A 25,610-nucleotide genomic window follows, 5' to 3' on the forward strand; every position below is an offset into this window, starting at 1 on the left:
ATTTTCAAAAATCACAGGGACACCAAGGGTGTCCCTGTCACTTATAAAGCATGAGGTGCCCTGCCCGCCCCGATCGCAAGAGCTGATCGGAAATGCAGCGCAAGAATCGGATGATGCAAATCACCATCCGACTCTGTTCTGGCCGGCGACATACACCGCCGCCGGCTATTCGTCAATCGATTACTCGATGATCGAGGCGACGATGCCGGCGCCGACGGTGCGGCCGCCTTCGCGGATCGCGAAGCGCAGCTTTTCTTCCATCGCGATCGGCACGATCAGTTCAACGGCAACCGTGACGTTGTCGCCCGGCATGACCATTTCCGTGCCTTCCGGAAGCGAGACGATACCCGTCACGTCCGTGGTGCGGAAGTAGAACTGCGGACGGTAGTTGGTGAAGAACGGCGTATGACGACCGCCTTCTTCCTTCGTCAGGATGTAGGCCTCTGCCATGAACTTCTTGTGCGGCTTGACCGAACCCGGCTTGCAGAGAATCTGGCCGCGCTCGACGCCGTCACGCGCAACGCCGCGGATCAGAGCGCCGATGTTGTCGCCGGCCTGGCCCTGGTCGAGCAGCTTGCGGAACATTTCAACGCCGGTCACGGTCGTCTTGGTGGTCGGACGGATGCCGACGATCTCGACTTCTTCGCCAACCTTGACGATGCCACGCTCGACGCGGCCGGTGACAACCGTACCACGGCCCGAGATCGAGAACACGTCTTCGATCGGCATCAGGAAGGGCTGGTCGATCGGACGCTCAGGCGTCGGGATGTAGGCATCGACAGCCGCCATCAGTTCGCGGATCGCGTCTTCGCCGATCTTCTTGTCCGAATCTTCGAGGGCGGCCAGAGCCGAACCCTTGATGATCGGGATCTCGTCGCCGGGGAAGTCGTAGGACGACAGGAGTTCGCGCACTTCCAGCTCGACGAGCTCGAGAAGCTCGGCGTCGTCAACCTGGTCGACCTTGTTGAGGAACACGACGATCGCCGGAACGCCGACCTGACGGGCGAGCAGGATGTGCTCGCGGGTCTGCGGCATCGGGCCGTCGGCAGCCGAGCACACCAGGATCGCGCCGTCCATCTGGGCAGCGCCGGTGATCATGTTCTTGACGTAGTCGGCGTGGCCGGGGCAGTCGACGTGGGCGTAGTGGCGGGCCGGCGTCTCGTATTCGACGTGTGCCGTCGAAATGGTGATGCCTCGGGCCTTTTCTTCCGGCGCTGCGTCGATCTGGTCATAGGCCTTGTATTCACCGAAGTACTTGGTGATCGCTGCCGTCAGCGACGTCTTGCCATGGTCGACGTGGCCGATCGTACCGATGTTGACGTGCGGCTTATTGCGCTCAAACTTACTCTTTGCCATTTTCGGCTCTCCGTTCTTGATCCCGCTGGGGGGAAATTCCGTTTATTCTTTAAGGCTTGGAACGTATTCCGGTCACTTCTGACCGGAATACTTTGCCTGGATTTCGGCGGCGACGTTGTTCGGTACCGGCGCGTAGTGGTCGAACACCATCGAGTACTGAGCGCGGCCCTGCGACATGGAGCGCAGGTTGTCGACGTACTTGAACATGTTGGCGAGCGGCACGTGGGCGTTGATCACCACGGCGATGCCGCGGCTTTCCTGGCCCTGGATCTGGCCGCGACGCGAGTTCAGGTCGCCGATAACGTCACCGACGTAATCTTCCGGGGTCACGACTTCGACCTTCATCATCGGCTCGAGAAGCTGGGCGCCGGCCTTCTTGGCTGCTTCACGGAAGCAGGCACGCGAGGCGATTTCGAAGGCGAGGACCGAGGAGTCGACGTCGTGGTAAGCGCCGTCGATCAGGGTTGCCTTGACGCCGAGCATCGGGAAGCCCGCGAGCGGACCCGAAGACAGAACGCTTTCGATACCCTTCTGGACACCCGGGATGTATTCCTTCGGAACAGCACCGCCGACGATCTTGGATTCGAACTTGAAATCGTCGCCGTCCGGGTTCGGTTCGAACACGAGCTTGACGCGGGCGAACTGACCGGTACCACCCGACTGCTTCTTGTGGGTGTAGTCTTCTTCGTGCTGACGCGTGATGGTTTCGCGGTAGGCAACCTGCGGAGCACCGACGTTGGCTTCAACCTTGAACTCGCGACGCATACGGTCGACGATGATGTCCAGGTGAAGTTCGCCCATGCCGGCAATGATGGTCTGGCCGGATTCCTGGTCGGTCTTGACGCGGAAGGACGGGTCTTCGGCAGCCAGGCGGTTGAGCGCGAGGCCCATCTTTTCCTGGTCGCCCTTGGACTTCGGCTCGATCGCGATCTGGATGACCGGTTCCGGGAATTCCATGCGCTCAAGGATAACCTGGTGCAACGGATCGCAGAGCGTGTCGCCCGTGGTCGATTCCTTGAGACCCGCCAGAGCAACGATGTCGCCGGCAAAGGCTTCTTCGATGTCTTCACGCGAGTTCGAGTGCATCTGCAGCATGCGGCCGACGCGTTCGCGCTTTTCCTTGACCGTGTTCATGACCGACGAGCCCTTTTCGAGCTTGCCAGAATAGATACGGCAGAAGGTCAGCGAACCGACAAAGGGGTCGTTCATGATCTTGAAGGCGAGCATGGCGAGCGGCTCGGCATCGTCAGCGTGACGCTCGATCTCGGCTTCAGTCTTGGAATCGATGCCCTTGATCGCGGGGATGTCCAGCGGCGACGGCAGGTATTCGACAACGGCGTCAAGCAGCGGCTGAACGCCCTTATTCTTGAAGGCAGTGCCGCAGAACATCGGATGGAACTTGACGTCGATCGTGCCGCGGCGAACCAGGGCGCGGATCTTGTCATTGTCCGGCATGATGCCGTTCAGGTAGTCTTCCATCGCCTGCTCGTCGACTTCGACAACCGTCTCGATCATCTTTTCGCGATATTCGGCTGCCTTTTCCTTGAGATCTTCAGGGATCTCGACGACATCCCAGGCGGCGCCCAGCGACTCGTCGCGCCAGACCAACGCGTTCATCTCGATCAGGTCGACGACGCCCTTGAACTCGGTCTCTGCGCCGATCGGCAGCTGCATGACAACGGCGGTAGCGCCGAGGCGGGTCTTGATCATCTCGACCGAGCGATAGAAGTCCGCACCGGTCTTGTCCATCTTGTTGCAGAAGATCATGCGCGGGACATGATACTTCTCGGCCTGGCGCCAGACGGTTTCGGTCTGCGGCTCAACGCCGGCATTGGCATCGAGCAGTGCGATCGCACCGTCGAGCACGCGCAGCGAACGTTCGACTTCGATGGTGAAGTCGACGTGGCCGGGGGTGTCGATGATGTTGAAGCGGCGCATCTTGCCGTCGCGACCCTTCCAGTAGGTCGTGGTCGCAGCGGACGTGATGGTGATGCCGCGTTCCTGCTCCTGCTCCATCCAGTCCATGGTGGCAGCGCCGTCGTGCACTTCGCCGATCTTGTGAGACTTACCGGTGTAGTAAAGAATACGCTCGGTGGTCGTCGTCTTGCCGGCATCGATGTGCGCCATGATGCCGAAGTTGCGGTAGTCTTCGATTTTATATTCGCGAGCCATAACGGACTGCCTTTCAATATTCGATCGGTTCAGATTACCAGCGGTAATGCGAGAACGCGCGGTTCGCGTCGGCCATCTTGTGCGTGTCTTCACGCTTCTTGACAGCACTGCCGCGGTTGTTTGCGGCATCCATGAGTTCGCCGCAGAGGCGGTCGACCATGGTGGTCTCGTTGCGCTTGCGGGCAGAAGCGATCAGCCAGCGGATGGCGAGAGCCTGACGGCGCTCCGGACGAACGTCGACCGGGACCTGGTAGGTCGCACCGCCAACGCGGCGGGAGCGGACTTCGACATGCGGCGCGATGTTTTCAAGCGCCTGATGGAAGACCGTGATCGGCTCCTGCTTCAGCTTGCCTTCGACCGCATCGAACGCACCGTAGACGATGCTTTCGGCGACCGACTTCTTGCCGTGAAGCATGATGGCGTTCATGAACTTGGTTACAACCAGATCACCGAACTTCGGATCCGGGTTGATCTCGCGCTTTTCTGCACTATGGCGACGGGACATACTTTGTCTCTCAACTAGTTAGGACGCTTTATCACGCGGAGAACCTCGCGCAGCGCCGGAAAAATGAAACCCGAATTACTTCGGACGCTTCGCACCGTACTTGGAGCGACGCTGCTTGCGGTTCTTGACGCCCTGGGTGTCGAGAACGCCGCGGATGATATGGTAACGAACGCCCGGCAAGTCCTTTACACGACCGCCACGGATCATGACGACGGAGTGTTCCTGCAGGTTGTGGCCTTCGCCCGGGATGTAGCCGATGACTTCGAAGCCATTGGTCAGACGGATCTTGGCAACCTTACGCAGAGCCGAGTTCGGCTTCTTCGGGGTCGTGGTGTAGACGCGGGTGCAAACGCCGCGCTTCTGCGGGTTTTCCTGCAGAGCAGGAACCTTATTGCGCTTTACCTGAGCCTGGCGCGGCTTGCGGATCAGCTGGTTTACGGTAGGCATATAACCATCCCTTGCAAATTCTTGTCTCTAAGGCCCTTTCGGACCCCGGTTTAACCGTTTCCGGCCGTGATCGCACGATTTCTTCATGCGCAAAATGTGGCCCGACCCGCCTTCAGCGGATGGACCACAAAAAGCAGAGGACGCACGGATGAGTGCGTCTTGCGTGCAGCATTCGTGTCGTCAACGTGCGAAAAGAACCCTGTTTGAGGCGAACTCCAGAACGTGTCGTTCCGAAAAGCCTAGCCTCACATAGGCTCCGATGGGGGGCGTACTACTGTTTTCACCCGTAGACGTCAAGTCTCTATCGCAAATTATTGGCCCGCAGCCCCGCAACCGCAGGGGTTTGGCGGGTGTCGCGGCTGAATCCGCTACGATCCAAACAAATTGCTTTGGGATTTATCCTGGGAAGTCTTAGATAAAGATCGGGGCAGCCGTCAACTCCCCTGCCCGCCGCGCACGATTCGCCGCGCGAGGGAATCAACCAACGCCATCAGAAGAAGACCAGGTCATGATCTCCAACCCAGACAACGACAACACCCCAGACGAACCGATGGTCTTCATCATCATTGCCAAGGCCTATGAGGTCGAGGGAGACGAAGGCATCGACCTGCATGTGATGCTCGCCGCTCCGGATGACGACACGGCGGTGCGGCTGGCGCTCAACGCGCTTTCCGAAGAGGGTTTTCTCGAGGCCGACCTCGACCAGATCGGCATGATCACCGAGGTGCCGGACGAAGAGCCCCACGCCTCCGCTTATCAGGGCGCACTGGAAGGCGAAGTGGCGATCATCCGCTTCAACTGACCCCATTGCCGGATCAAATGACCAGGGCCGCCCGGATGCCGGGCGGCCCTTCTGTTTGTGCGCCTGGCGCCTTTTCAACTATTTTGCAACGATGTCACCGCTCGGACGCGGTGTCGCATCGGTCTCGGCCGGCAGCACCGGATAGGTGACTTCCGGCATCTTGCCCGTGAGCGAGCCGAGGAAGGCGACGATCAGGTCGACTTCGTCCTCCTTCAGCTCCTCACCCAGCTGCGCGGTGCCCATGACGCCCACGGCCTGCTTCAGGTCCCAGACCTTGCCCGAATGGAAGTACGGCGCCGTGAGGGCGACGTTGCGCAGCGGCGCGGCGCGGAACACATAGGAGTCGTCCGCCGTGTTGGTCACGGCAAAGCGGCCCTTGTCCTTTTCCGGCAGCACGTCGGCTCCGGGCTTTTCGACCAGGCCGAAGGGGAAGTAGCCTTCGCCGCCGACATTGGTGCCCGCATGGCAGGTGGAGCATCCCTTGTCGATGAAGAGGGCCAGCCCCTTAAGCTGTTCGGCGGTCAGAGCCGCGTCGTCGCCATTCAGGAAGGCGTCGAAGGGTGCCGGCGTGATCAGCGTCGCTTCGAAGGCTTCGATGGCCTTGGCAAAGTTGTCGAAGGTGACCGGATCTTCCTCTCCCGGGAAGGCCGCCTTGAACCATTCGACATATTGCGGCATCGACTTCAGCGTCGCGACGACCTGCACCGGGGTGTTGGCCATTTCCACGCCGGCCTGCACGGGTCCCTTGGCCTGGGCCTTCAGGTCCTCCGCACGGCCGTCCCAGAATTGCGCGACGTTGAACACGGCATTGAGGGCGGTCGGCGCGTTGCGCGGGCCCTTCTGCCAGCCATGGCCGATCGAGGTTTCGAGATTGTCGTCGCCGCCAGTCGCCAGGTTGTGGCACGAGTTGCACGAGAACACGCCCGATGCCGAGATGCGAGGATCGAAGAACAACGCCTTGCCGAGCGAAATCTTGTCGGGCGTGATGGGGTTGTGGGCGACGGCGGGGATGGTCGAGGGCAGTGGCTTGAAGATCTCGAGGGCGCTTGCCCGAAGATCGGCCGGCGCCGGGTCGGCGGCAAAGGCCGACGTGGCCAGGACGATGATTGCGACGGATGTCAGTAGCTCTTTCATTGTAGCCTCCGTTCGTTGTGAACGGCACTACTTTAGAATGATTCTAATATGTAGCCTTGTCCTGGATCAATGAATAGGTCCGGCATCTGCGGGGTGCAAACGAAAAAGGCGCCCGGAAGACCCGGGCGCCTGATGTTGATCAAATCCGGGATGCGACAAAACCGCCTCCCCGTATCCGGCCTTATTCGGCGGCCGGACGGCCTTCGGCCGAAGCCAGATCCTGCAGCATCGGGGTGGCCAGATCGGCGCCCGTGCCCTTGCGGCGTTCCTCGAGGATGAGTTCGTCGCGCGAGGATGCGATGCGGCGGATCTGCGTCATGGTGCCGCCGGTACCAGCCGGGATGAGGCGGCCGACGATGACGTTTTCCTTCAGGCCCTGCAGCGTGTCGGTCTTGCCGGCGATCGCAGCTTCCGTGAGAACCTTGGTGGTTTCCTGGAAGGATGCGGCCGAGATGAACGACGGCGTCTGCAGCGATGCCTTGGTGATGCCGAGAAGAACCGGATCGCCATAGGCCGGCTTCTTGCCTTCCTCGATCAGGCGCTCGTTGACGTCATCCAGTTCGATGCGGTCGACATTGTCGCCGACGATGTACTGGCTGTCGCCCGCATCGGTGATCTCGACCTTCTGCAGCATCTGGCGAACGATCACCTCGATGTGCTTGTCGTTGATCACCACGCCCTGCAGTCGGTAGACTTCCTGGATCTCGTTGACGAGGTAGGAAGCCAGAGCCTCCACGCCCTTGATCGCCAGGATGTCGTGCGGTGCCGGGTTACCGTCGAGGATATAGTCACCCTTTTCGATGTAGTCGCCATCCTGCAGGTGGAAGGGCTTGCCCTTCGGGATCAGGTACTCGACCGGCTCGACACCGTCTTCCGCCGGCTCGATGATGACGCGACGCTTGTTCTTGTAGTCGCGGCCGAGGCGGATCGTACCATCGATCTCAGCAATGATGGCGTGGTCCTTCGGACGACGGGCTTCGAACAGTTCGGCAACGCGCGGCAGACCACCGGTGATGTCCTTGGTCTTGGCGCTTTCCAGCGGCGAACGAGCCAGAACGTCACCCTGGGAGACCTTCGTGCCCGGCTCGACCGAGAGGATCGCGTCGACCGACAGATGGAAGCGGGCTTCGCCACCACGCGACAGCTTCAGAACGTTACCGGCGGCGTCCTTGATGACGATTGCCGGCTTCAGATCCGAACCGCGCGGGGTCGAGCGCCAGTCGATAACCTGACGCTTGGTGATGCCGGTGGACTCGTCGGTGGCCTCGAGCACGGAGAGACCGTCGATGACGTCCTCGTAGTGCACGATACCCTCGACTTCCGTCATCATCGGGCGGGTATAGGGGTCCCACTCCGCCAGACGCTGGCCACGCTTGACCTTGTCGCCATCGTCGACGAAGACCTTCGAACCGTAGGCCACACGCTGCGAGGAGCGCTCGACACCACGCTCGTCGAGAATGGTGACGGCCATGCTGCGGCCCATGGCAATGAGATTGCCTTCGGAGTTGCGCAGCATGTTGCGGTTCTTGATCTGCACCGTACCTTCGTACGAGGCTTCCAGGAACGACTGGTCGACCACCGTCGCGGTACCGCCCAAGTGGAAGGTACGCATGGTGAGCTGGGTGCCCGGCTCGCCGATCGACTGTGCCGCGATGACGCCGACGGCTTCGCCCATGTTGACGGGCGTACCGCGGGCCAGATCTCGGCCGTAGCAGATCGAGCATACGCCCGTCTGGACTTCGCAGGTCAGAGCGGAGCGAATGCGGATCGACTGGATGCCAGCCTTCTCGATCTCGATGACGTCCGGCTCGAGGATCATGCGACCGGCATCGACGATACGCTCGCCGGTGACCGGATGATCGATGTTGTCGAGCGCGGTACGGCCCAGAACGCGGGCGCCGATCGAAGCCACAACCTGGCCGGCGTCGACGATCGCCGTCATGGTGAGGCCCTTGTCGGTGCCGCAATCCACGAGGTTGACGATGCAATCCTGCGCCACGTCGACGAGACGACGGGTCAGGTAACCGGAGTTCGCGGTCTTCAGAGCGGTGTCTGCGAGGCCCTTACGGGCACCGTGGGTCGAGTTGAAGTACTCGTTGACGGTCAGGCCTTCCTTGAAGTTCGAGATGATCGGCGTCTCGATGATTTCACCCGACGGCTTGGCCATCAGGCCGCGCATGCCACCCAGCTGACGCATCTGGTTCGGAGAACCACGGGCGCCCGAGTGTGACATCATGTAGATGGCGTTCATCGGCTTCTGACGACCGGTTGCCGGATCGAACTCGACGGCCTTAATGCGGGCCATCATGTCCTCGGCGACCTTCTCGGTTGCCTTGCCCCAGGCGTCGACGACCTTGTTGTACTTCTCACCCTGGGTGATCAGACCGTCATTGTACTGCTGTTCGTATTCCTTGACCAAGGACTCGGTGTCACCGACGATCTTCGCCTTGGTTTCCGGAATGACCATGTCGTCCTTGCCGAACGAAATGCCGGCCTTGCAGGCATGGGCGAAACCGAGCTGCATGATGCGGTCGCAGAAAATGACCGTGTCCTTCTGGCCGCAGTGACGGTAGACCGTGTCGATCATCTTGGAGATGTTCTTCTTGGTCATTTCCTGGTTGCAGGTGTCGAAGGGAACGTTGACGTTCTTCGGCAGAAGCTCGCCGATGATCAGGCGACCCGGCGTCGTGTCATGAATCTTCGAGACCGGCTTGCCATCGGCGTCAACGGTCTTGAAGCGACCCTTGATCTTTGAGTGCAGGGTGACGACCTTGTTCTCCAGGGCGTGCTGAAGCTCGCCCATGTCGGAGAAGGCCATGCCCTCGCCCGGCTCGTTCTGGTTCATGATCGACAGGTAGTACAGGCCGAGAACCATGTCCTGCGAAGGAACGATGATCGGCGCGCCGTTTGCCGGGTGCAAGATGTTGTTGGTCGACATCATCAGCACGCGGGCTTCGAGCTGGGCTTCGAGCGACAGCGGCACGTGAACGGCCATCTGGTCGCCGTCGAAGTCGGCGTTAAAGGCCGTGCAGACGAGCGGATGCAGCTGGATCGCCTTGCCTTCGACCAGGATCGGTTCGAAGGCCTGGATGCCCAGGCGGTGCAGCGTCGGTGCGCGGTTCAGGAGAACCGGATGCTCGCGGATGACCTCGTCGAGGATGTCCCAGACTTCCGGCTTTTCCTTTTCGACCAGCTTCTTGGCCTGCTTGACGGTCGAGGAGTAACCCTTCGCGTCGAGGCGGGCGTAGATGAACGGCTTGAACAGCTCGAGCGCCATCTTCTTCGGCAGGCCGCACTGGTGCAGCTTGAGTTCCGGACCGGTCACGATGACCGAACGGCCGGAATAATCGACGCGCTTGCCGAGCAGGTTCTGGCGGAAACGGCCCTGCTTGCCCTTGAGCATGTCGGACAGCGACTTCAGCGGACGCTTGTTGGCGCCGGTGATGACGCGGCCACGGCGGCCGTTGTCGAACAGCGCGTCCACGGATTCCTGCAGCATGCGCTTTTCGTTGCGGATGATGATGCCCGGCGCACGAAGCTCGATCAGGCGCTTCAGACGGTTGTTACGGTTGATGACGCGACGATAGAGATCGTTGAGGTCGGAGGTCGCGAAACGACCGCCGTCCAGCGGAACGAGCGGACGCAGGTCCGGCGGGATGACCGGAACGACCTTCATGATCATCCATTCCGGACGGTTGCCGGATTCCATGAAGTTCTCGACGATCTTCAGGCGCTTCATCAGCTTCTTCTGCTTGAGATCCGAAGTGGTCTCAGCCAGTTCGGCACGCAGGTCGCCGGCGATCTTCTCGAGGTTCATCGAGGCGAGCATCTCGTAGATCGCCTCGGCGCCGATCATCGCGGTGAATTGGTCTTCACCATATTCATCCACGGCCAGCATGTATTCTTCTTCCGAGAGGAGCTGGTGCTCCTTGAGGGCGGTCAGGCCCGGCTCGGTGACGATGTAGTTCTCGAAGTAGAGAACGCGCTCGACATCCTTCAGCGTCATGTCGAGCAGGGTCGAGATGCGCGAGGGAAGCGACTTCAGGAACCAGATATGGGCAACCGGCGCTGCGAGCTCGATATGGCCCATGCGCTCGCGGCGAACGCGCGACAGCGTCACTTCGACGCCGCACTTTTCGCAGATGATGCCCTTGTACTTCATGCGCTTGTACTTGCCGCACAGGCATTCGTAGTCCTTGATCGGCCCGAAGATGCGCGCGCAGAACAGACCGTCGCGTTCCGGCTTGAACGTACGGTAGTTGATCGTTTCCGGCTTCTTGATCTCGCCGTACGACCACGAAAGAATCTTTTCCGGGCTGGCAATCGAAATCCGGATGGAATCGAAGTGCTGCGCCGGTACCGACGGGTTGAAAAGGTTCATGACCTCTTGGTTCATGCCTGTCTCCTTCATGGGGCAAAAGAGCCCTCAATTGGGTCACGGTGCCGGCAAATTCCCGGGATGCCGCACCGAACCCTTAAATGACAATAACCGCAAAATGCGGCGAAACTTCCCTGCCCGGCCGAACCTGGCCAAGGAGGGAATGGCGTGCGAGGTCAACCCCGCACGCCCTTGTCAACCTGTTACTCTGCCGCGTCGGGCAACTGGCCTGCCGCCGTCTCGTCGATCTTCGAGTTCTCGAGCTCCACGCTGAGACCCAGCGACCGCATTTCCTTGACGAGAACGTTGAAGCTCTCCGGAATGCCGGCCTCGAAGGTGTCGTCGCCGCGGACGATCGCCTCGTAGACCTTGGTACGGCCGGCCACGTCGTCCGACTTCACCGTCAGCATTTCCTGCAGGGTGTAGGCGGCGCCGTAGGCTTCGAGCGCCCAGACTTCCATTTCCCCGAAGCGCTGACCGCCGAACTGCGCCTTGCCGCCCAGCGGCTGCTGCGTGACGAGCGAGTAAGGACCGATCGAACGGGCGTGGATCTTGTCATCGACCAAGTGGTTGAGCTTGATCATGTACATGTAGCCCACGGTCACCTTGCGGTCGAACTGCTCGCCGGTACGGCCGTCATAGAGAACCGACTGGCCCGACGGATCGAGACCGGCGCGGGTCAGCATGGCAGCGACGTCAGGCTCGTGCGCACCGTCGAAGACCGGCGTGGCGATCGAAACGCCGCGCCTGGCTTCCTCGGCCAGACGGACGAGCGACTCGTCGTCGAACCGCTTCACCTCGTCATGCGATTCACTCGCATAGATGTCGGTGAGCTCGGTGCGCAGCTCGGTGATGTCGAGCGACTTGTGGTAGGCCTCGAGCATGTCGCCGATCTTCTTGCCCATGCCGGCGCAAGCCCAGGCCAGATGGGTTTCGAGAATCTGACCGACGTTCATGCGCGACGGCACGCCGAGCGGGTTCAAGCAGATGTCGACATGCGTTCCGTCTTCGAGGAACGGCATGTCTTCGACCGGAACGATACGCGACACGACACCCTTGTTGCCGTGACGGCCGGCCATCTTGTCGCCCGGCTGGATCTTGCGCTTCACAGCGACGAAGACCTTGACCATCTTCATGACGCCCGGAGGCATTTCGTCGCCGCGCTGGACCTTTTCGACCTTGTCCATGAAGCGATGCTCGAGCAGCGACTTCGACTCGTCGTACTGGCCACGCAGGGCTTCGATCTCGCCCTGGACCTTCTCGTCCTCGACGGCGAACATCCACCACTGCGAACGCGGGTATTCGGAGACGACCGTGTTCGAAAGCTCCACGCCCTTCTTGAAGCCCTTCGGACCGGCGACCGCCATCTGGCCACGCAGCATGTCGAGCAGACGGCCGTAGACGTTACGGTCGAGGATCGCCTGTTCGTCGTCGCGGTCCTTGGCCAGGCGCTCGATTTCCTCGCGCTCGATGGCCATCGCACGTTCGTCCTTTTCGACGCCGTGACGGTTGAAGACGCGCACTTCGACGATCGTGCCGAAGGTGCCCGGCGGCATGCGCATCGAGGTGTCGCGAACGTCGGAGGCCTTTTCGCCGAAGATGGCGCGCAGAAGCTTTTCTTCCGGCGTCATCGGGCTTTCGCCCTTCGGGGTGATCTTGCCGACCAGGATGTCGCCCGGCTGAACTTCGGCACCGATGTAGACGATACCGGCTTCGTCGAGGTTCTTCAGCGCTTCTTCCGAAACGTTCGGAATGTCGCGCGTGATTTCTTCCGGACCAAGCTTGGTGTCGCGGGCCATCACTTCGAATTCTTCGATGTGGATGGAGGTGAACACGTCGTCAGCGACGATGCGTTCCGACATCAGGATCGAGTCTTCGTAGTTGTAGCCGTTCCACGGCATGAACGCGACGAGCGCGTTGCGGCCGAGGGCCAGGTCGCCGAGGTCGGTCGACGGACCGTCCGCGATGATGTCGCCCTTGTTCAGAATGTCACCGACGGTGACCAGCGGACGCTGGTTGACGCAGGTGTTCTGGTTGGAACGCTGGAACTTCTGCAGGCGATAGATGTCGACGCCGGACTTGCCGGCTTCGAGGTCTTCCGTTGCACGGATAACGATACGGGTCGCGTCGACCTGGTCGACCACGCCGCTACGACGAGCGGCAATGGCGGCGCCGGAGTCACGCGCGACGATCGGTTCCATGCCGGTACCGACGAACGGCGCTTCGGCACGGACCAGCGGCACGGCCTGACGCTGCATGTTCGAGCCCATGAGCGCGCGGTTGGCGTCGTCGTTTTCCAGGAACGGGATGAGCGCTGCTGCGACCGACACGAGCTGCTTCGGCGAAACGTCCATCAGGTTGATGGTGTCGCGCGGCGACAGCATGACTTCGCCGGCATGACGGCAAACGACGAACTCTTCGACGAACTGGCCGTCGGGGGTGAGCTCGGAATTGGCCTGCGCGACGTAGTACTTCGCTTCTTCCATGGCCGACAGGTAGACGACTTCCTTCGTCACCTTGCCATCGATGATCTTGCGGTACGGGCTTTCGATGAAGCCGTACTTGTTGACCCGGGCGAAGGTGGCGAGCGAGTTGATCAGACCGATGTTCGGGCCTTCCGGCGTTTCGATCGGGCAGATACGGCCGTAGTGGGTCGGATGAACGTCGCGGACTTCGAAGCCGGCACGCTCACGGGTCAGACCACCCGGGCCAAGAGCCGAAAGACGGCGCTTGTGGGTGATTTCCGAGAGCGGGTTCACCTGGTCCATGAACTGCGACAGCTGCGAGGAGCCGAAGAATTCACGAACGGCGGCAGCCGCCGGCTTGGCGTTGATCAGGTCCTGGGGCATGACGGTGTCGATCTCTATCGACGACATGCGTTCCTTGATCGCGCGTTCCATGCGAAGGAGGCCCAGGCGATACTGGTTCTCCATGAGTTCGCCGACCGAACGCACACGGCGGTTGCCGAGGTTGTCGATGTCGTCGATCTCGCCCTTGCCGTCACGCAGTTCGACCAGCATCTTGACCACGGCCAGGATGTCGTCCTTGCGCAGAACGCGAACGGTGTCCTCGACGGTGAGGTCGAGACGCATGTTCATCTTGACGCGGCCGACGGCCGACAGGTCGTAGCGCTCGCTGTCGAAGAACAGCGAGTTGAACATGGCTTCGGCCGATTCCATGGTCGGCGGTTCACCCGGGCGCATGACGCGATAGATGTCGAACAGCGCGTCCTGGCGGTTCTCATTCTTGTCGGCGGCCAGCGTGTTGCGGATGTAGGCGCCGACATTGATGTGGTCGATGCCGAGAACCGGAATCTCGCCGAAGCCAGATTCGAGGATCATCGGCAGGGTCTTCTCGTCGATCTCGTCGCCGGCTTCGAGATAGATCTCGCCGGTCGCCATGTTGACCATGTCTTCGGCAAGGTAGTTGCCGTAGAGATCTTCGTCGGTCGCCTTCAGCGCCTTCAGACCCTTGTCCTGCAGCTGACGCAGCAGGCGCGGGGTGAGCTTCTTGCCGCCTTCGACGACGACTTCGCCGGTGTCGGCGTCGATCATGTCGGAGATGGTCTTCGCGCCCTTCAGCGTTTCGGGCGTGAAGGGAATGCGCCAGCCCTTGTCGTCACGCAGATAGGTGGACTTGGTATAGAAGGTCGAGAGGATTTCCTCGCCGTCCATGCCGAGCGCCATCAGCAGCGACGTCACCGGAATCTTGCGGCGGCGGTCGATGCGGGCGTGCACGATGTCCTTGGCGTCGAACTCGATGTCGAGCCAGGAACCGCGATAGGGGATGACGCGGGCAGCGAACAGCAGCTTGCCCGAGGAATGGCTCTTGCCCTTGTCATGGTCGAAGAACACGCCCGGCGAGCGGTGCATCTGCGAGACGATGACGCGTTCGGTACCGTTGACGATGAAGGTGCCGTTGTTGGTCATGAGCGGCATGTCGCCCATGTAGACCGACTGCTCCTTGATGTCCTTGATCGAACGAGCGCCCGTATCCTCGTCGATATCGAACACGATGAGGCGCAGCGTCACCTTCAGCGGCGCTGCATAGGTCAGATCGCGCTGACGGCATTCGTCAACGTCGAACTTCGGCGGCTCGAATTCATAGGACACGAATTCAAGCATCGACGCACCGGAAAAATCGGTGATCGGGAAGACGGACTTGAAAACGGCATTCAGGCCCTCATCGGGACGGCCGCCGACCGGCTCGTCAACCATGAGGAACTGGTCGTAGGATGCCTTCTGAACCTCGATGAGGTTCGGCATTTCCGCGACTTCAGGGATTTTTCCGAAAAACTTGCGTACGCGCCTGCGACCATTAAAGGAAAGGGTCTGAGCCATCGTCGCTCCTTGTCAATTTGCATCCGGGCCTGCAACAGACGGAGACCGCTGGCCAGTCGACTCCGTCAATAAATGGATCGCTCAATCTCGTCCTGGGTCCGAAGCGGCCGGCCGGATTGCCGGGTGCCTCGGTTCAGGACCATCCTCTTGAGAACCCATTACCCAAAAGCCGTTTGACGGGCTTTTGGGTAATTTGTTCCAGAAGAAAAGACGAATGGGAGACGGCGGACGCCGTCTCCCAAACGCTATTCCAGTATTACTTGACGTCGACCTTGGCGCCGGCGTCTTCAAGCTTCTTCTTGAGGTCAGCGGCTTCAGCCTTGGAAACAGCTTCCTTGACAGCCTTCGGAGCGCCTTCGACGAGGTCCTTGGCTTCCTTGAGGCCCAGGCCGGTGATGGCGCGGACTTCCTTGATGACGTTGATCTTGTTGGCGCCAGCGTCAACGAGGATAACGTCGAATTCGGTCTTTTCTTCTTCAGCCGGAGCAGCAGCAGCGCCACCGCCAGCAGCAGCGACGGCTACGGGAGCAGCAGCCGAAACGCCCCACTTTTCTTCGAGCATCTTGGAAAGCTCAGCAGCTTCCAGAACGGTGAGAGTGGAGAGGTCTTCAACGATCTTAGCGAGATCAGCCATTTTACTAGTTCCTTAATAGATGTTCGGTTCGAAACGAACGGGTTAGGGTATGAACAGCGAAAAACCGCCTTACGCGGCTTCGTCCTTCTTGGCATAGGCCGCAAATACGCGAGCAAGCTGGCTTGCCGGCGCTGCGACAACCGTAGCGATACGAGTAGCCGGGGCATTGAGAAGGCCCAGCAGCTTCGCACGCAGCTCGTCCAGCGAAGGCAGGGTCGCAAGCGACTTGACTGCTTCGGCGTTGAGCTTGGTTGCCCCCATGGCACCACCGAGAACAACGAGCTTGTCGTTGGTCTTGGCGAAATCCATGACGACCTTCGGAGCCACAATCGGGTCTTCGCTGAATGCGATCAGCGTCTGACCCTTGAAGAGATCCGACATCTCTTCCGACTCCGTGCCCTGAAGAGCGATCTTGGCCAGGCGGTTCTTCGCGACTTTGACGGTACCGCCAGCTGCGCGCATCTTCGAACGGAAGTCGTTCATTTGCGCAACCGTGACACCAGCATAGTGGGCCACGACAACCGAACCGGAAGTCTTGAAGACTTCGTTCAGCTCCGTGACGAATTCGCGTTTTTCCGCTCTTTCCACTGTCTGTCTCCAGTTGATGGGACCGCAATCCTGCAGGCCCCATCGGGTTTGCCTTTTGCCTCAAGGGATCCAGTTTACCGAGATCCCAAGCGACGCTTGAGGATCCTGTCCCCTCGCGCCGAAGCTATGCTTCCGCGCCAAGGCGAATAAGGCTCGAACCGAACTTCAAGACGTCTTCAGACGTTTAAATATCGGGTCTTACCCCGTCTCATGCAGGTGAATATTAAGGCCCGGAGGCCACCCACAATCTCGGACAGGAATTCCGAGTTTCCCCGGAAATTCCCGGCCCCGAAGGGCCGGAAATTCTTTGTTTCCGAAGCCGAGGCTCCGGAGAAATTCTATCAGGCCGAAACGGTTGCCGGATCGATCTTGACGCCCGGACCCATGGTCGAGGAGATCGCTACGCGCTTGACGTAGTTGCCCTTCGCGCCAGCCGGCTTCGCCTTGATGACGGCATCAGCGAAGGCCTTGATGTTCTCTTCGAGCGCCTTGGCGTCGAAGGACGCCTTGCCGATACCGGCATGGATGATACCAGCCTTCTCGACGCGGAACTCGACCGCACCACCCTTGGAAGCCTTGACGGCGCCAGCGACGTCCATGGTGACGGTGCCGACCTTCGGGTTCGGCATCATGCCGCGCGGGCCGAGAACCTTACCGAGACGACCGACGAGCGGCATCATGTCCGGGGTCGCGATGCAACGATCGAAGTCGATCTTGCCGCCCTGGACGATTTCGACCAGGTCTTCCGCACCGACGATGTCGGCGCCGGCAGCCTTGGCTTCGTCAGCCTTGGCGCCACGAGCGAAGACGGCGACGCGAACGTCACGGCCGGTGCCGTTCGGCAGATTGACGACGCCGCGGACCATCTGGTCGGCGTGACGCGGGTCAACGCCGAGGTTCATGGCGATTTCAACGGTTTCGTCGAACTTGGCGACAGCCCGTTCCTTGACCATTGCGATGGCGTCCGACAGAGCAACGAGCTTCGTCGGGTCAACGCCTTCGCGGATCTTCTGCATGCGCTTTGCGAGCTTAGCCATGATCAACCTACCACTTCCAGGCCCATGGAGCGGGCAGAGCCCTCGACCATTGCCATTGCGCCTTCGACGTCAGCCGCGTTCAGATCCTTCATCTTGCCCTCGGCGATCGCACGGACCTGAGCCTTGGTGATGGTGCCGACCTTGGCGCCCTTGCCGGGCGTCTTGGAACCGGACGTGATCTTCGCTTCCTTCTTCAGCCAGTAGGTTACCGGCGGCTGCTTCATTGCGAAGGTGAAGGACTTGTCCTGGTAATAGGTGATGACGACCGGGATCGGCATGCCCTTTTCCATTTCCTGCGTGGCGGCATTGAACGCCTTGCAGAATTCCATGATGTTAATGCCACGCTGACCAAGTGCGGGGCCGATCGGCGGGGACGGGTTCGCCGATCCTGCCTTGACCTGCAACTTGAGCTGGCCTGCAACTTTCTTAGCCATATCTCTCTGCCTTTCGATGAGGACCGGTTGCCCGGCCCAGATGTGCCGGAAATACCCGGCGGCTGCGGTTGCGTGGTACGTTTGAAAGGTCCGGCTTCAGACCCTCACCCTCCCACGCGCTTGCGGGGTCAAGAGACCCCTTCCGATCAGACCTTTTCGACCTGACCGTATTCCAGTTCGACCGGCGTCGCGCGACCGAAGATCGAAACCTCGACCTTGAGGCGCGAACGCTCCTCGTCGACGTCCTGAACGACACCGTTGAACGAAGCGAAGGGACCGTCGGAAACGCGGACCTGCTCGCCGATCTCGAAGGAGACCGAGGACTTCGGGCGCTCGACACCTTCCTGGACCTGGCCCAGGATGCGGTCAGCCTCGAAATCCGGAATCGGAACCGGCTTGTTGTCGGAACCGAGGAAACCGGTGACCTTCGGGGTATTCTTGATGAGGTGGTAGGCCTCGTCGGTCAGATCCGCCCGCACCAGCACATAGCCGGGGAAGAACTTGCGCTCGCTGTCGACCTTGCGGCCGCGACGAACTTCGACGACCTTTTCCGTCGGGACGAGGATCTTCTCGAACAGGTGAGTCAGACCCTTCTGACGCGCCTTGTTCTCGATGTCTTCCGCGACCTTCTTCTCAAAATTTGAATAAGCGTGGACGATATACCAACGTGCAGCCATGTTCGTCTCCGCCTGTTAATTGCCGAGATTCAGCACGAGGCTGATCAGCCAGCCGATCAACTGATCGGCCGAAAAGAAAAACAGCGCAGCAAAGACCACCATGAACAGCACCATCGCCGTCGAGATCATCGTCTCGCGGCGCGATGGCCATGTGACCTTGGACGTCTCGGAGCGAACCTGCTGCAGAAACGCGAATGGATTACTCTTGGATGCCATTTAATGCCCACGCATTTACGGCGCGTAAAGCCGACTGAGTCAGCCCCACGCACCGCGTGTCTGTTTGAACCCTACATAAAGACCGATTCCCCTTTATACAAGAGAGAATCCATCCGCCCGCAACTTTAAACTTCAACGACCCGACACGCTGTCAAACGACCGTCGCAACTCTATGCGCCGAAATGTCGGACTGGCAGGGGCAGCAGGGCTCGAACCTACGACCTGCGGTTTTGGAGACCGCCGCTCTACCAACTGAGCTATACCCCTAAGCCGTCTCTCGACAAGCCCAGGTCACCGACCGTCGCTTGCGAGCTTGGCGCTGTTTAAGGTGGTCTGAAGAAAATGGCAAGTCTCTTTTTCAAGCTTTTTCAAAGAGCCCACAGTCCCCCTCGCCCCCACCGGAAACGCCGGGAAGGCGAAGCGTTTGGGCCATCAGAGGGTTCCGAAATCGAGCGCGCAGAGCTCTGCCCGTCGCCTCGAATGCGATGGCCCCTCCCCGCCCGGAACGATTCTCCACCGACCTCCGTCAGAGCCTCCGTCGAACGAAAAAAGCCCCGCCGTTGCCGGCGGGGCTTCCTCGATCCCTTGCGGGAAAGACTTACTCGATGATCGAGGCGACGATGCCGGCGCCGACGGTGCGCCCGCCTTCGCGGATCGCGAAGCGCAGCTTTTCTTCCATCGCGATCGGCACGATCAGTTCAACGGCAACCGTGACGTTGTCGCCCGGCATAACCATTTCCGTGCCTTCCGGAAGCGAGACGATACCCGTCACGTCCGTGGTGCGGAAGTAGAACTGCGGACGGTAGTTGGTGAAGAACGGCGTATGACGGCCGCCTTCTTCCTTCGTCAGGATGTAGGCTTCGGCCATGAACTTCTTGTGCGGCTTGACCGAACCCGGCTTGCACAGGATCTGGCCACGCTCGACGCCGTCACGCGCAACGCCGCGGATCAGAGCGCCGATGTTGTCGCCGGCCTGGCCCTGGTCGAGCAGCTTGCGGAACATTTCAACGCCGGTCACGGTCGTCTTGGTGGTCGGACGGATGCCGACGATCTCGACTTCTTCGCCAACCTTGACGATGCCACGCTCGACGCGGCCGGTGACAACCGTACCACGGCCCGAGATCGAGAACACGTCTTCGATCGGCATCAGGAAGGGCTGGTCGATCGGACGCTCGGGCGTCGGGATGTAGGCATCGACAGCCGCCATCAGCTCGCGGATCGCGTCTTCGCCGATCTTCTTGTCCGAATCTTCGAGGGCGGCCAGTGCCGAACCCTTGATGATCGGGATCTCGTCGCCGGGGAAGTCGTAGGACGACAGGAGTTCGCGCACTTCCAGCTCGACGAGCTCGAGAAGCTCGGCGTCGTCGACCTGGTCGACCTTGTTGAGGAACACGACGATCGCCGGAACGCCGACCTGACGGGCGAGCAGGATGTGCTCGCGGGTCTGCGGCATCGGGCCGTCGGCAGCCGAGCACACCAGGATCGCGCCGTCCATCTGGGCAGCGCCGGTGATCATGTTCTTGACGTAGTCGGCGTGGCCGGGGCAGTCGACGTGGGCGTAGTGGCGGGCCGGCGTCTCGTATTCGACGTGTGCCGTCGAAATGGTGATGCCGCGGGCCTTCTCTTCCGGCGCTGCGTCGATCTGGTCATAGGCCTTGTATTCACCGAAGTACTTGGTGATCGCTGCCGTCAGCGACGTCTTGCCATGGTCGACGTGGCCGATCGTACCGATGTTGACGTGCGGCTTATTGCGCTCAAACTTACTCTTTGCCATTTGAATGCTTCCTATGATCGAGAAAGATGTGAAGCCGGCGTACCGGTTTGGTCCCGCCGTTTAAGGCTTTCGAGAGGATTGCGCAAGACTTAATTGCTTTGGCCCCGGATCGCGGGGACAGGGCCGTGCCCTGCCCTGTCGACCGGGGCCAAATCGGGTCCGCCAGACGCGCGGACAGCGCCGGAGAGGCCGGCTATTTCGCTCTTGCCTTACGGTTGGATCGCCACTTTCAGCACGCCGTCGCGCTGGTTGGCGAACAGGTCGTAGGCCTCTTCGATGTCGTCGAGCTTGAAGCGATGAGTGACCAGCGGTTTCAGATCGACGCGGCCGGAGGCGCAGACTTCCATCAGGCGGCGCATGCGTTCCTTGCCGCCCGGGCAGAGCGTGGTGACGATGCGATTGTCGCCCAGTCCCGCCGAGAAAGCCCCGAGCGGGATGGTGAGATCGCTGGAATAGACGCCCAGACTCGACAGCGTCCCGCCGGGGCGCAGGGATTCCAGCGCGGAGCGGAAGGTGCCCTGCGTGCCGAGCGCCTCGATCGCCACATCGACGCCGCGTCCATCCGTCAGCGCCATGATCTGCTCGACGGGATCGCCGGCCTTGAAGTCGATGACGTGATCGGCGCCGAGCTTCTTGGCGACCTCCATGCGCGAGGCCAGCGTGTCGACGCCGATGATCGTCGTTGCCCCCATCAACTTGGCGCCTGCGACCGCACACAGGCCGATCGGCCCGAGCGCGAAGACGACGACGGTGTCGCCGATCCTCACGCCACCGCTCTCCGCACCGGAAAAACCGGTCGACATGATGTCGGGGCACATCAGCACCTGCTCGTCCGAAAGATGATCCGGAATGGGGCTGAGATTGGCCATCGCATCCTTGACCAGCACGTATTCCGCCTGGCAGCCGTCGATGGTGTTGCCGAACTTCCAGCCGCCCATGGCCTTGAAGCCATGTTTCGTGCCGGCGCCGTCCTGCGAGCCGCAGCCGCACAGGCAGGCATAGCTGTGACCGGACGGCGTGATCGCGCCGGCGATCACGCGCTGGCCTTCCTTGTAGCCGTCCACCGCCGAGCCGAGCTTCTCGACCACGCCGACCGGCTCGTGGCCGATCGTCAGGTCCTTGGCGACCGGATACTCGCCCTTCAGGATATGCACGTCCGTTCCGCAGATCGTCGTCGTCGTGATGCGGATCAGCGCATCGAGCGGTCCCACGTCGGGGATCGGTTTCTCGTCGAGAACGATACGGCCCTTCTCAACGAAGATTGCCGCTTTCATCTTTTGCGCCATGTCCTGCTCCTCCCGTGATAGTGGTCCAGGCTCAAGGTAGTGCAATCGCAAGACAACTTGAATACGTTCTTTTTGAATACGTTCTTTCGCAGATCAGACGAATCCGTCGGAAAGCTTGCGGATAGGCATTTCCGCGCGGCCTTGGTTCAGGGATTGCCGCGAAGCAGTTCGGCAAATTTGGATCCGGGCGCCCGATTGAATGCCAACGGGAAACGTCGCCAACGGGCCAGTGCCGGTGCGATAAAGGGAAATCCGCCGATTGCTTCAGCGTCAGGCGAGGAGGATGATGGAATAGCTGACTGGAGCGGGTAGCGGGAATCGAACCCGCGTATTCAGCTTGGAAGGCTGCTGCTCTACCATTGAGCTATACCCGCGATGGTTCGATCCGAGGACGAATGGTGGAGAGAGTTGGATTTGAACCAACGTAGGCGAAGCCAACGGATTTACAGTCCGTCCCCTTTAACCACTCGGGCATCTCTCCAGTCTATTCGTCCGGATCAAGCGACCAAGCTTTCAGTCGAGATCGCGTTGGCGTTAGCCCCGTGATCTGCGGCGGGTATATGACGGCCCTTCCCCCTCATGTCAACACGATGAATGTGGAAAAAACCGGAAAAAATTTCCCGCCGCGGAAAATCGCCGGCGGCCCGGCGGGTCTATCCCCGACGATCCCGGGCGGCTATAAGACCGCATGGCAAAAGATCCGAAGACCGACAAAACCGCCCGCGACACCCACTACGCCACGCTGCGCCGCCAGGTGCGCGACGGCAAGCGCGAACGCGGCGAGATTCCCACCCCCGATCCGCGCAAGGACCGCCGCAAGGAGACCGACTGGACGCCGCCGCAATTGGCGCCCGACCAGGTCCGCCTCTACGGCCTGCACACCGTGCGCGCGGCGATCGACAATCCCGAACGCGAGCTGATCAAGCTCAGCGTGACGCAGAACGCGCTCGTCAGGCTGGACATCGGACCGGTCGATTCGCTTCGCTTTCCGGTGGAAATCGTCACGCCGCAGGATCTCGACAAGCAGCTCGGCCCCGACGCCATCCACCAGGGCGCCATGCTGGAAACACGGCCGCTTCCCGTGCGCCGCCTGGAAGCGCTGAAAGACAGTCCCCTCCTGCTGGTGCTCGACCAGGTCACGGATCCGCACAATGTCGGCGCCATCATGCGCACCGCCGTCGCCTTCGGGGCCGGCGCCGTGATCACGACCATGCGCCACAGCCCGACCGAATCCGGCGTGCTGGCCAAATCGGCCTCCGGCGCGCTGGAAATGATCCCCTATATCCAGATCACCAATCTGTCGGATGCGCTCGGCGAACTGCAGAAGCTCGGCTTCTTCACCGTCGGGCTTGATTCGGAAGGCCCGGCGCCGCTGGAAGCCGCGCTCACCGGCGACAAGGTTGCGCTGGTGCTGGGCTCCGAAGGCAAGGGCCTGAGGCAGAAGACGCGCGAGACCGTCCATGCGCTGGCGCGGCTCGACATGCCGGGCGAGATCAAGTCGCTCAACGTGTCGAACGCGGCGGCCATCGCGCTCTATGCCACCCGCCAGCATCTGCTGAAACGGAGGGCGTGAACGTCGTCTTGGTCGTGCTCGACGGAACGCTGCAGGATATTCCTCCGGCGTGCGCCCTCGACATGCGGGAGGTCGTTCGAGCAGGCAGGGAAGATAGCCAGACGGCGCTGCCGTGAAATCAGGGCGCTGTCGGATCGAGTCGGTTGACCGGCGGATCGCTGGCGCCGAAGAAGGCGCGCAGCGCAATGCCCCGGACCGCGGCTCCCCTACACAGGCGGCCGCCGGCATTCGGCAATCAGCCGTTTCTGCTGATTTCGGATCATGGTTAACGATCGGTCAACCCGACGGCGCGTAGGATGGGAACCGAAACCACCGCTCCGCGTTCCTGCGTCAATTGGGAGGAAAGATCATGCTCGCACTGTTGAACACCATCCGTGGAAACTTCGCGGAAACGGCAGAAACAGGAACCTTCGCCGACGGCGTCGTCTCCATTCCGGCAGTCGACCTGCGCGCGGCCTCCCGCCAGGATGCCGGCCGAGGTTCCTATGCGCGCGACTATGGTGCCCAGCGCAAGGTCCAGCCCGCTCTTATCGGCTACGCATGATCACTGGCGATCGGCAGCATCTCTTGCCGATCGAACGCCATGGACCGCCCTCGCCGGCTTTTTAAGCCATGCAAAAGCGTGAAAACGCGGCGATTTCCGACAAAGAGTGAAATGGTGCCCCCGGCAGGATTCGAACCCGCGACCCCCTGATTACAAATCAGGTGCTCTACCAACTGAGCTACAAGGGCAGTGGTGCCGTCATTAAGGGCAAATCGATTTGCGGTAAAGCAAAAATTTGGAGCCATGGCCGCGCGCCGTGGCTGGCGGCCTTGGTGGCGGGCGAACCGTTTGCCGGCGCGAATGGCTTGTGGTTACAGGGCTTTATCATGTACGACTGGCGCCGATAACAAAGGGCTGCCCATGTCGCGTGTGTTCCGGTCGCTTTCCTTCATCGCTTCCAATTCCGACGAGGCCCAGGCCTCGCGCGCCGAGCTCTCGGCGCGCTATGGAAATGTGGAGCCGGCGGAGGCGGACGTCATCGTCGCGCTCGGCGGCGACGGCTTCATGCTGCAGACGCTGCACGACACGATGAATTCCGGCAAGCTGGTCTACGGCATGAACCGCGGATCGGTCGGCTTCCTGATGAACGACTATTCGACGGAGAGCCTGCACGAGCGCATCGCCGCCGCGGTCGAGAACGATTTCCATCCGTTGAAAATGGCCACCACCAATGCCGACGGCTCGCATTCGGTGGCGCTGGCGATCAACGAGGTCTCGCTGCTGCGGCAATCCTACCAGGCGGCCAAGCTGCGGGTGGTGATCGACGGCAAGGTGCGGCTGGACGAGTTGATCTGCGACGGGCTGATGGTCGCCACGCCGGTCGGCTCGACGGCCTACAACCTCTCCGCCCACGGGCCGATCCTGCCGCTGGAGGCGCCGCTTCTGGCGCTGACGCCGGTGAGCCCGTTTCGCCCGCGGCGGTGGCGCGGGGCGCTGCTGCCGAACAAGGTGAGCGTCGAGATCATCGTGCTCGAGCCGGACAAACGCCCGGTCAACGCGGTCGCCGACCATACCGAAGTGAAGTCCGTCGTGCGGGTGGAGATTGCCCAGTCCGAGGACACGACCGCCCGCATTCTCTCCGATCCGGACCGTTCCTGGTCGGATCGCATCCTCGCCGAACAGTTTTCCGACTGAGGGAGATCAACGCATGGCACCTATCCAGTTTCTCCGCGCCGGCCTTATTGGCCTCCTGCTGGCGAGCGGCCCGGCGCTTGCCGAGGACATCGACCAGCTGCCGGTCACGGCAACCTTCGTCATCAGCGGCGGCGCCTGGGAGGGCGACGCCGAGAGCCTTGGCGCCGCCAAGCCCGCAACACCACCTGCCCCCGCGCCTGGCGACGCAGCCGCTCCGGCTCCTGCACCCGCACCGACAGCGGAGACCGCAGCGCCGGCCATGCGCAGCGGCTATTACAAGCTGATCGCCATCCGCCAGCCCGACCGCACCGCGAAGGTCTACCTGCAGCAGATCCTGTCGAGCGAAACCGGTCCCCAGGTGCTGGAAAGCGTCGAGCTCGAGGAATTCACCGCGATCCGCCCCTATGTCACCGATATCCGGCCTGAGGATTCGACCGGCGTCAGCCGCCAGCCGGGCTTCTTCGCCACCGTCTATCTGAAGACCGATCCCGCACAGATCGAGCCGGAAGGCTGGACGGTGCTGATCGACGAGTTCGGCGAGATCCGCGTCGAACGCGAGACGAACTGAGGCAGAAACGC

21 protein-coding genes and 4 tRNA genes are annotated in these 25,610 nt (G+C 61.2%); 6 read left to right on the forward strand and 19 right to left on the reverse strand.

The window, feature by feature from the left end:
• Nucleotides 1-180: 180 nt before the first annotated feature.
• The 4 genes from tuf (AC07Y0_RS10185) to rpsL form a co-directional block, all read right to left on the reverse strand.
• Nucleotides 181-1,356: an elongation factor Tu gene (gene tuf, locus AC07Y0_RS10185; protein ID WP_498676895.1), complete on the reverse strand. Its 1,176-nt coding sequence runs from the start codon at nt 1,354-1,356 to the stop codon at nt 181-183.
• Between the two features lie 72 nt (nt 1,357-1,428).
• Nucleotides 1,429-3,528: an elongation factor G gene (fusA, locus tag AC07Y0_RS10190; RefSeq protein ID WP_498676897.1), complete on the reverse strand. Its 2,100-nt coding sequence runs from the start codon at nt 3,526-3,528 to the stop codon at nt 1,429-1,431.
• Nucleotides 3,529-3,562: 34 nt separating this feature from the next.
• Nucleotides 3,563-4,033, reverse strand: coding sequence for a 30S ribosomal protein S7 (gene rpsG / locus AC07Y0_RS10195; RefSeq protein WP_028738619.1), 471 nt, complete (start codon nt 4,031-4,033; stop codon nt 3,563-3,565).
• A gap of 75 nt (nt 4,034-4,108) precedes the next feature.
• Entirely contained in the window at nt 4,109-4,480 is a 372-nt protein-coding gene (rpsL, locus tag AC07Y0_RS10200; RefSeq protein WP_003507760.1) for a 30S ribosomal protein S12, read from the reverse strand.
• A gap of 508 nt (nt 4,481-4,988) precedes the next feature.
• Here rpsL and AC07Y0_RS10205 point away from each other — a divergent pair.
• Nucleotides 4,989-5,282: a hypothetical protein gene (locus tag AC07Y0_RS10205; protein ID WP_028738618.1), complete on the forward strand. Its 294-nt coding sequence runs from the start codon at nt 4,989-4,991 to the stop codon at nt 5,280-5,282.
• 78 nt (nt 5,283-5,360) lie between these two features.
• Here AC07Y0_RS10205 and AC07Y0_RS10210 read toward each other — a convergent pair whose 3' ends face one another.
• From AC07Y0_RS10210 to AC07Y0_RS10275, 14 genes are all read right to left on the reverse strand, one after another.
• Nucleotides 5,361-6,416 carry a cytochrome-c peroxidase gene (locus AC07Y0_RS10210; RefSeq protein ID WP_498676900.1) on the reverse strand — a complete coding sequence of 352 codons (1,056 nt, stop codon included), beginning with the start codon at nt 6,414-6,416 and terminating at the stop codon, nt 5,361-5,363.
• Between the two features lie 181 nt (nt 6,417-6,597).
• Nucleotides 6,598-10,812, reverse strand: coding sequence for a DNA-directed RNA polymerase subunit beta' (rpoC, locus tag AC07Y0_RS10215; protein ID WP_498676903.1), 4,215 nt, complete (start codon nt 10,810-10,812; stop codon nt 6,598-6,600).
• A 185-nt stretch (nt 10,813-10,997) separates the two neighbouring features.
• A complete protein-coding gene (rpoB, locus tag AC07Y0_RS10220; RefSeq protein ID WP_498676905.1) occupies nt 10,998-15,134 on the reverse strand; it encodes a DNA-directed RNA polymerase subunit beta in 4,137 nt (1,378 codons plus the stop codon).
• A 256-nt stretch (nt 15,135-15,390) separates the two neighbouring features.
• Entirely contained in the window at nt 15,391-15,768 is a 378-nt protein-coding gene (gene rplL, locus AC07Y0_RS10225; protein ID WP_498676907.1) for a 50S ribosomal protein L7/L12, read from the reverse strand.
• A 69-nt stretch (nt 15,769-15,837) separates the two neighbouring features.
• Nucleotides 15,838-16,356: a 50S ribosomal protein L10 gene (gene rplJ, locus AC07Y0_RS10230; RefSeq protein ID WP_028738613.1), complete on the reverse strand. Its 519-nt coding sequence runs from the start codon at nt 16,354-16,356 to the stop codon at nt 15,838-15,840.
• Nucleotides 16,357-16,697: 341 nt separating this feature from the next.
• The gene (gene rplA / locus AC07Y0_RS10235) at nt 16,698-17,393 is read right to left on the reverse strand and encodes a 50S ribosomal protein L1 (protein WP_498676909.1); all 696 of its coding nucleotides are present in this window, start codon (nt 17,391-17,393) and stop codon (nt 16,698-16,700) included.
• A gap of 2 nt (nt 17,394-17,395) precedes the next feature.
• Nucleotides 17,396-17,827, reverse strand: coding sequence for a 50S ribosomal protein L11 (gene rplK, locus AC07Y0_RS10240; protein ID WP_099057545.1), 432 nt, complete (start codon nt 17,825-17,827; stop codon nt 17,396-17,398).
• 146 nt (nt 17,828-17,973) lie between these two features.
• Nucleotides 17,974-18,504 carry a transcription termination/antitermination protein NusG gene (gene nusG / locus AC07Y0_RS10245; protein ID WP_028738610.1) on the reverse strand — a complete coding sequence of 177 codons (531 nt, stop codon included), beginning with the start codon at nt 18,502-18,504 and terminating at the stop codon, nt 17,974-17,976.
• Between the two features lie 15 nt (nt 18,505-18,519).
• A complete protein-coding gene (secE, locus tag AC07Y0_RS10250) occupies nt 18,520-18,720 on the reverse strand; it encodes a preprotein translocase subunit SecE (protein WP_028738609.1) in 201 nt (66 codons plus the stop codon).
• 191 nt (nt 18,721-18,911) lie between these two features.
• Nucleotides 18,912-18,987: transfer RNA gene (locus tag AC07Y0_RS10255), tRNA-Trp, on the reverse strand.
• 331 nt (nt 18,988-19,318) lie between these two features.
• Nucleotides 19,319-20,494: an elongation factor Tu gene (gene tuf / locus AC07Y0_RS10260; protein ID WP_498676895.1), complete on the reverse strand. Its 1,176-nt coding sequence runs from the start codon at nt 20,492-20,494 to the stop codon at nt 19,319-19,321.
• Between the two features lie 209 nt (nt 20,495-20,703).
• The gene (locus AC07Y0_RS10265) at nt 20,704-21,780 is read right to left on the reverse strand and encodes an NAD(P)-dependent alcohol dehydrogenase (protein ID WP_498676912.1); all 1,077 of its coding nucleotides are present in this window, start codon (nt 21,778-21,780) and stop codon (nt 20,704-20,706) included.
• Nucleotides 21,781-22,080: 300 nt separating this feature from the next.
• Nucleotides 22,081-22,154: transfer RNA gene (locus tag AC07Y0_RS10270), tRNA-Gly, on the reverse strand.
• A 22-nt stretch (nt 22,155-22,176) separates the two neighbouring features.
• A tRNA-Tyr gene (locus AC07Y0_RS10275) sits at nt 22,177-22,261 on the reverse strand.
• 207 nt (nt 22,262-22,468) lie between these two features.
• On the opposite strand from AC07Y0_RS10275, the gene rlmB reads away from it, so the two are divergent.
• Both rlmB and AC07Y0_RS10285 read left to right on the forward strand, forming a co-directional pair.
• A complete protein-coding gene (rlmB, locus tag AC07Y0_RS10280; protein ID WP_498676913.1) occupies nt 22,469-23,353 on the forward strand; it encodes a 23S rRNA (guanosine(2251)-2'-O)-methyltransferase RlmB in 885 nt (294 codons plus the stop codon).
• Nucleotides 23,354-23,702: 349 nt separating this feature from the next.
• Nucleotides 23,703-23,897, forward strand: a complete 195-nt coding sequence (locus AC07Y0_RS10285; protein WP_498676915.1) for a hypothetical protein — start codon at nt 23,703-23,705, stop codon at nt 23,895-23,897.
• Between the two features lie 112 nt (nt 23,898-24,009).
• On the opposite strand, the gene AC07Y0_RS10290 is transcribed toward AC07Y0_RS10285, so the two are convergent.
• Nucleotides 24,010-24,085 (reverse strand) — tRNA-Thr (locus AC07Y0_RS10290).
• Between AC07Y0_RS10290 and AC07Y0_RS10295 the strand changes: the two genes are divergently transcribed.
• From AC07Y0_RS10295 to AC07Y0_RS10305, 3 genes are read left to right on the forward strand one after another with little or no spacing between them, the layout of a single operon-like run.
• Nucleotides 24,059-24,244, forward strand: a complete 186-nt coding sequence (locus AC07Y0_RS10295) for a hypothetical protein (RefSeq protein WP_498676917.1) — start codon at nt 24,059-24,061, stop codon at nt 24,242-24,244. The genes AC07Y0_RS10290 and AC07Y0_RS10295 overlap by 27 nt on opposite strands.
• Nucleotides 24,245-24,257: 13 nt before the next feature.
• Nucleotides 24,258-25,031 (forward strand): NAD kinase, encoded by a 774-nt coding sequence (locus AC07Y0_RS10300; RefSeq protein ID WP_498676919.1) that lies wholly within the window; start codon nt 24,258-24,260, stop codon nt 25,029-25,031.
• Between the two features lie 13 nt (nt 25,032-25,044).
• Nucleotides 25,045-25,599, forward strand: a complete 555-nt coding sequence (locus tag AC07Y0_RS10305; RefSeq protein ID WP_498676921.1) for a hypothetical protein — start codon at nt 25,045-25,047, stop codon at nt 25,597-25,599.
• The last annotated feature ends 11 nt before the right edge of the window (nt 25,600-25,610 follow it).

The organism is Allorhizobium sp. GW101-3B10 (assembly GCF_059424725.1).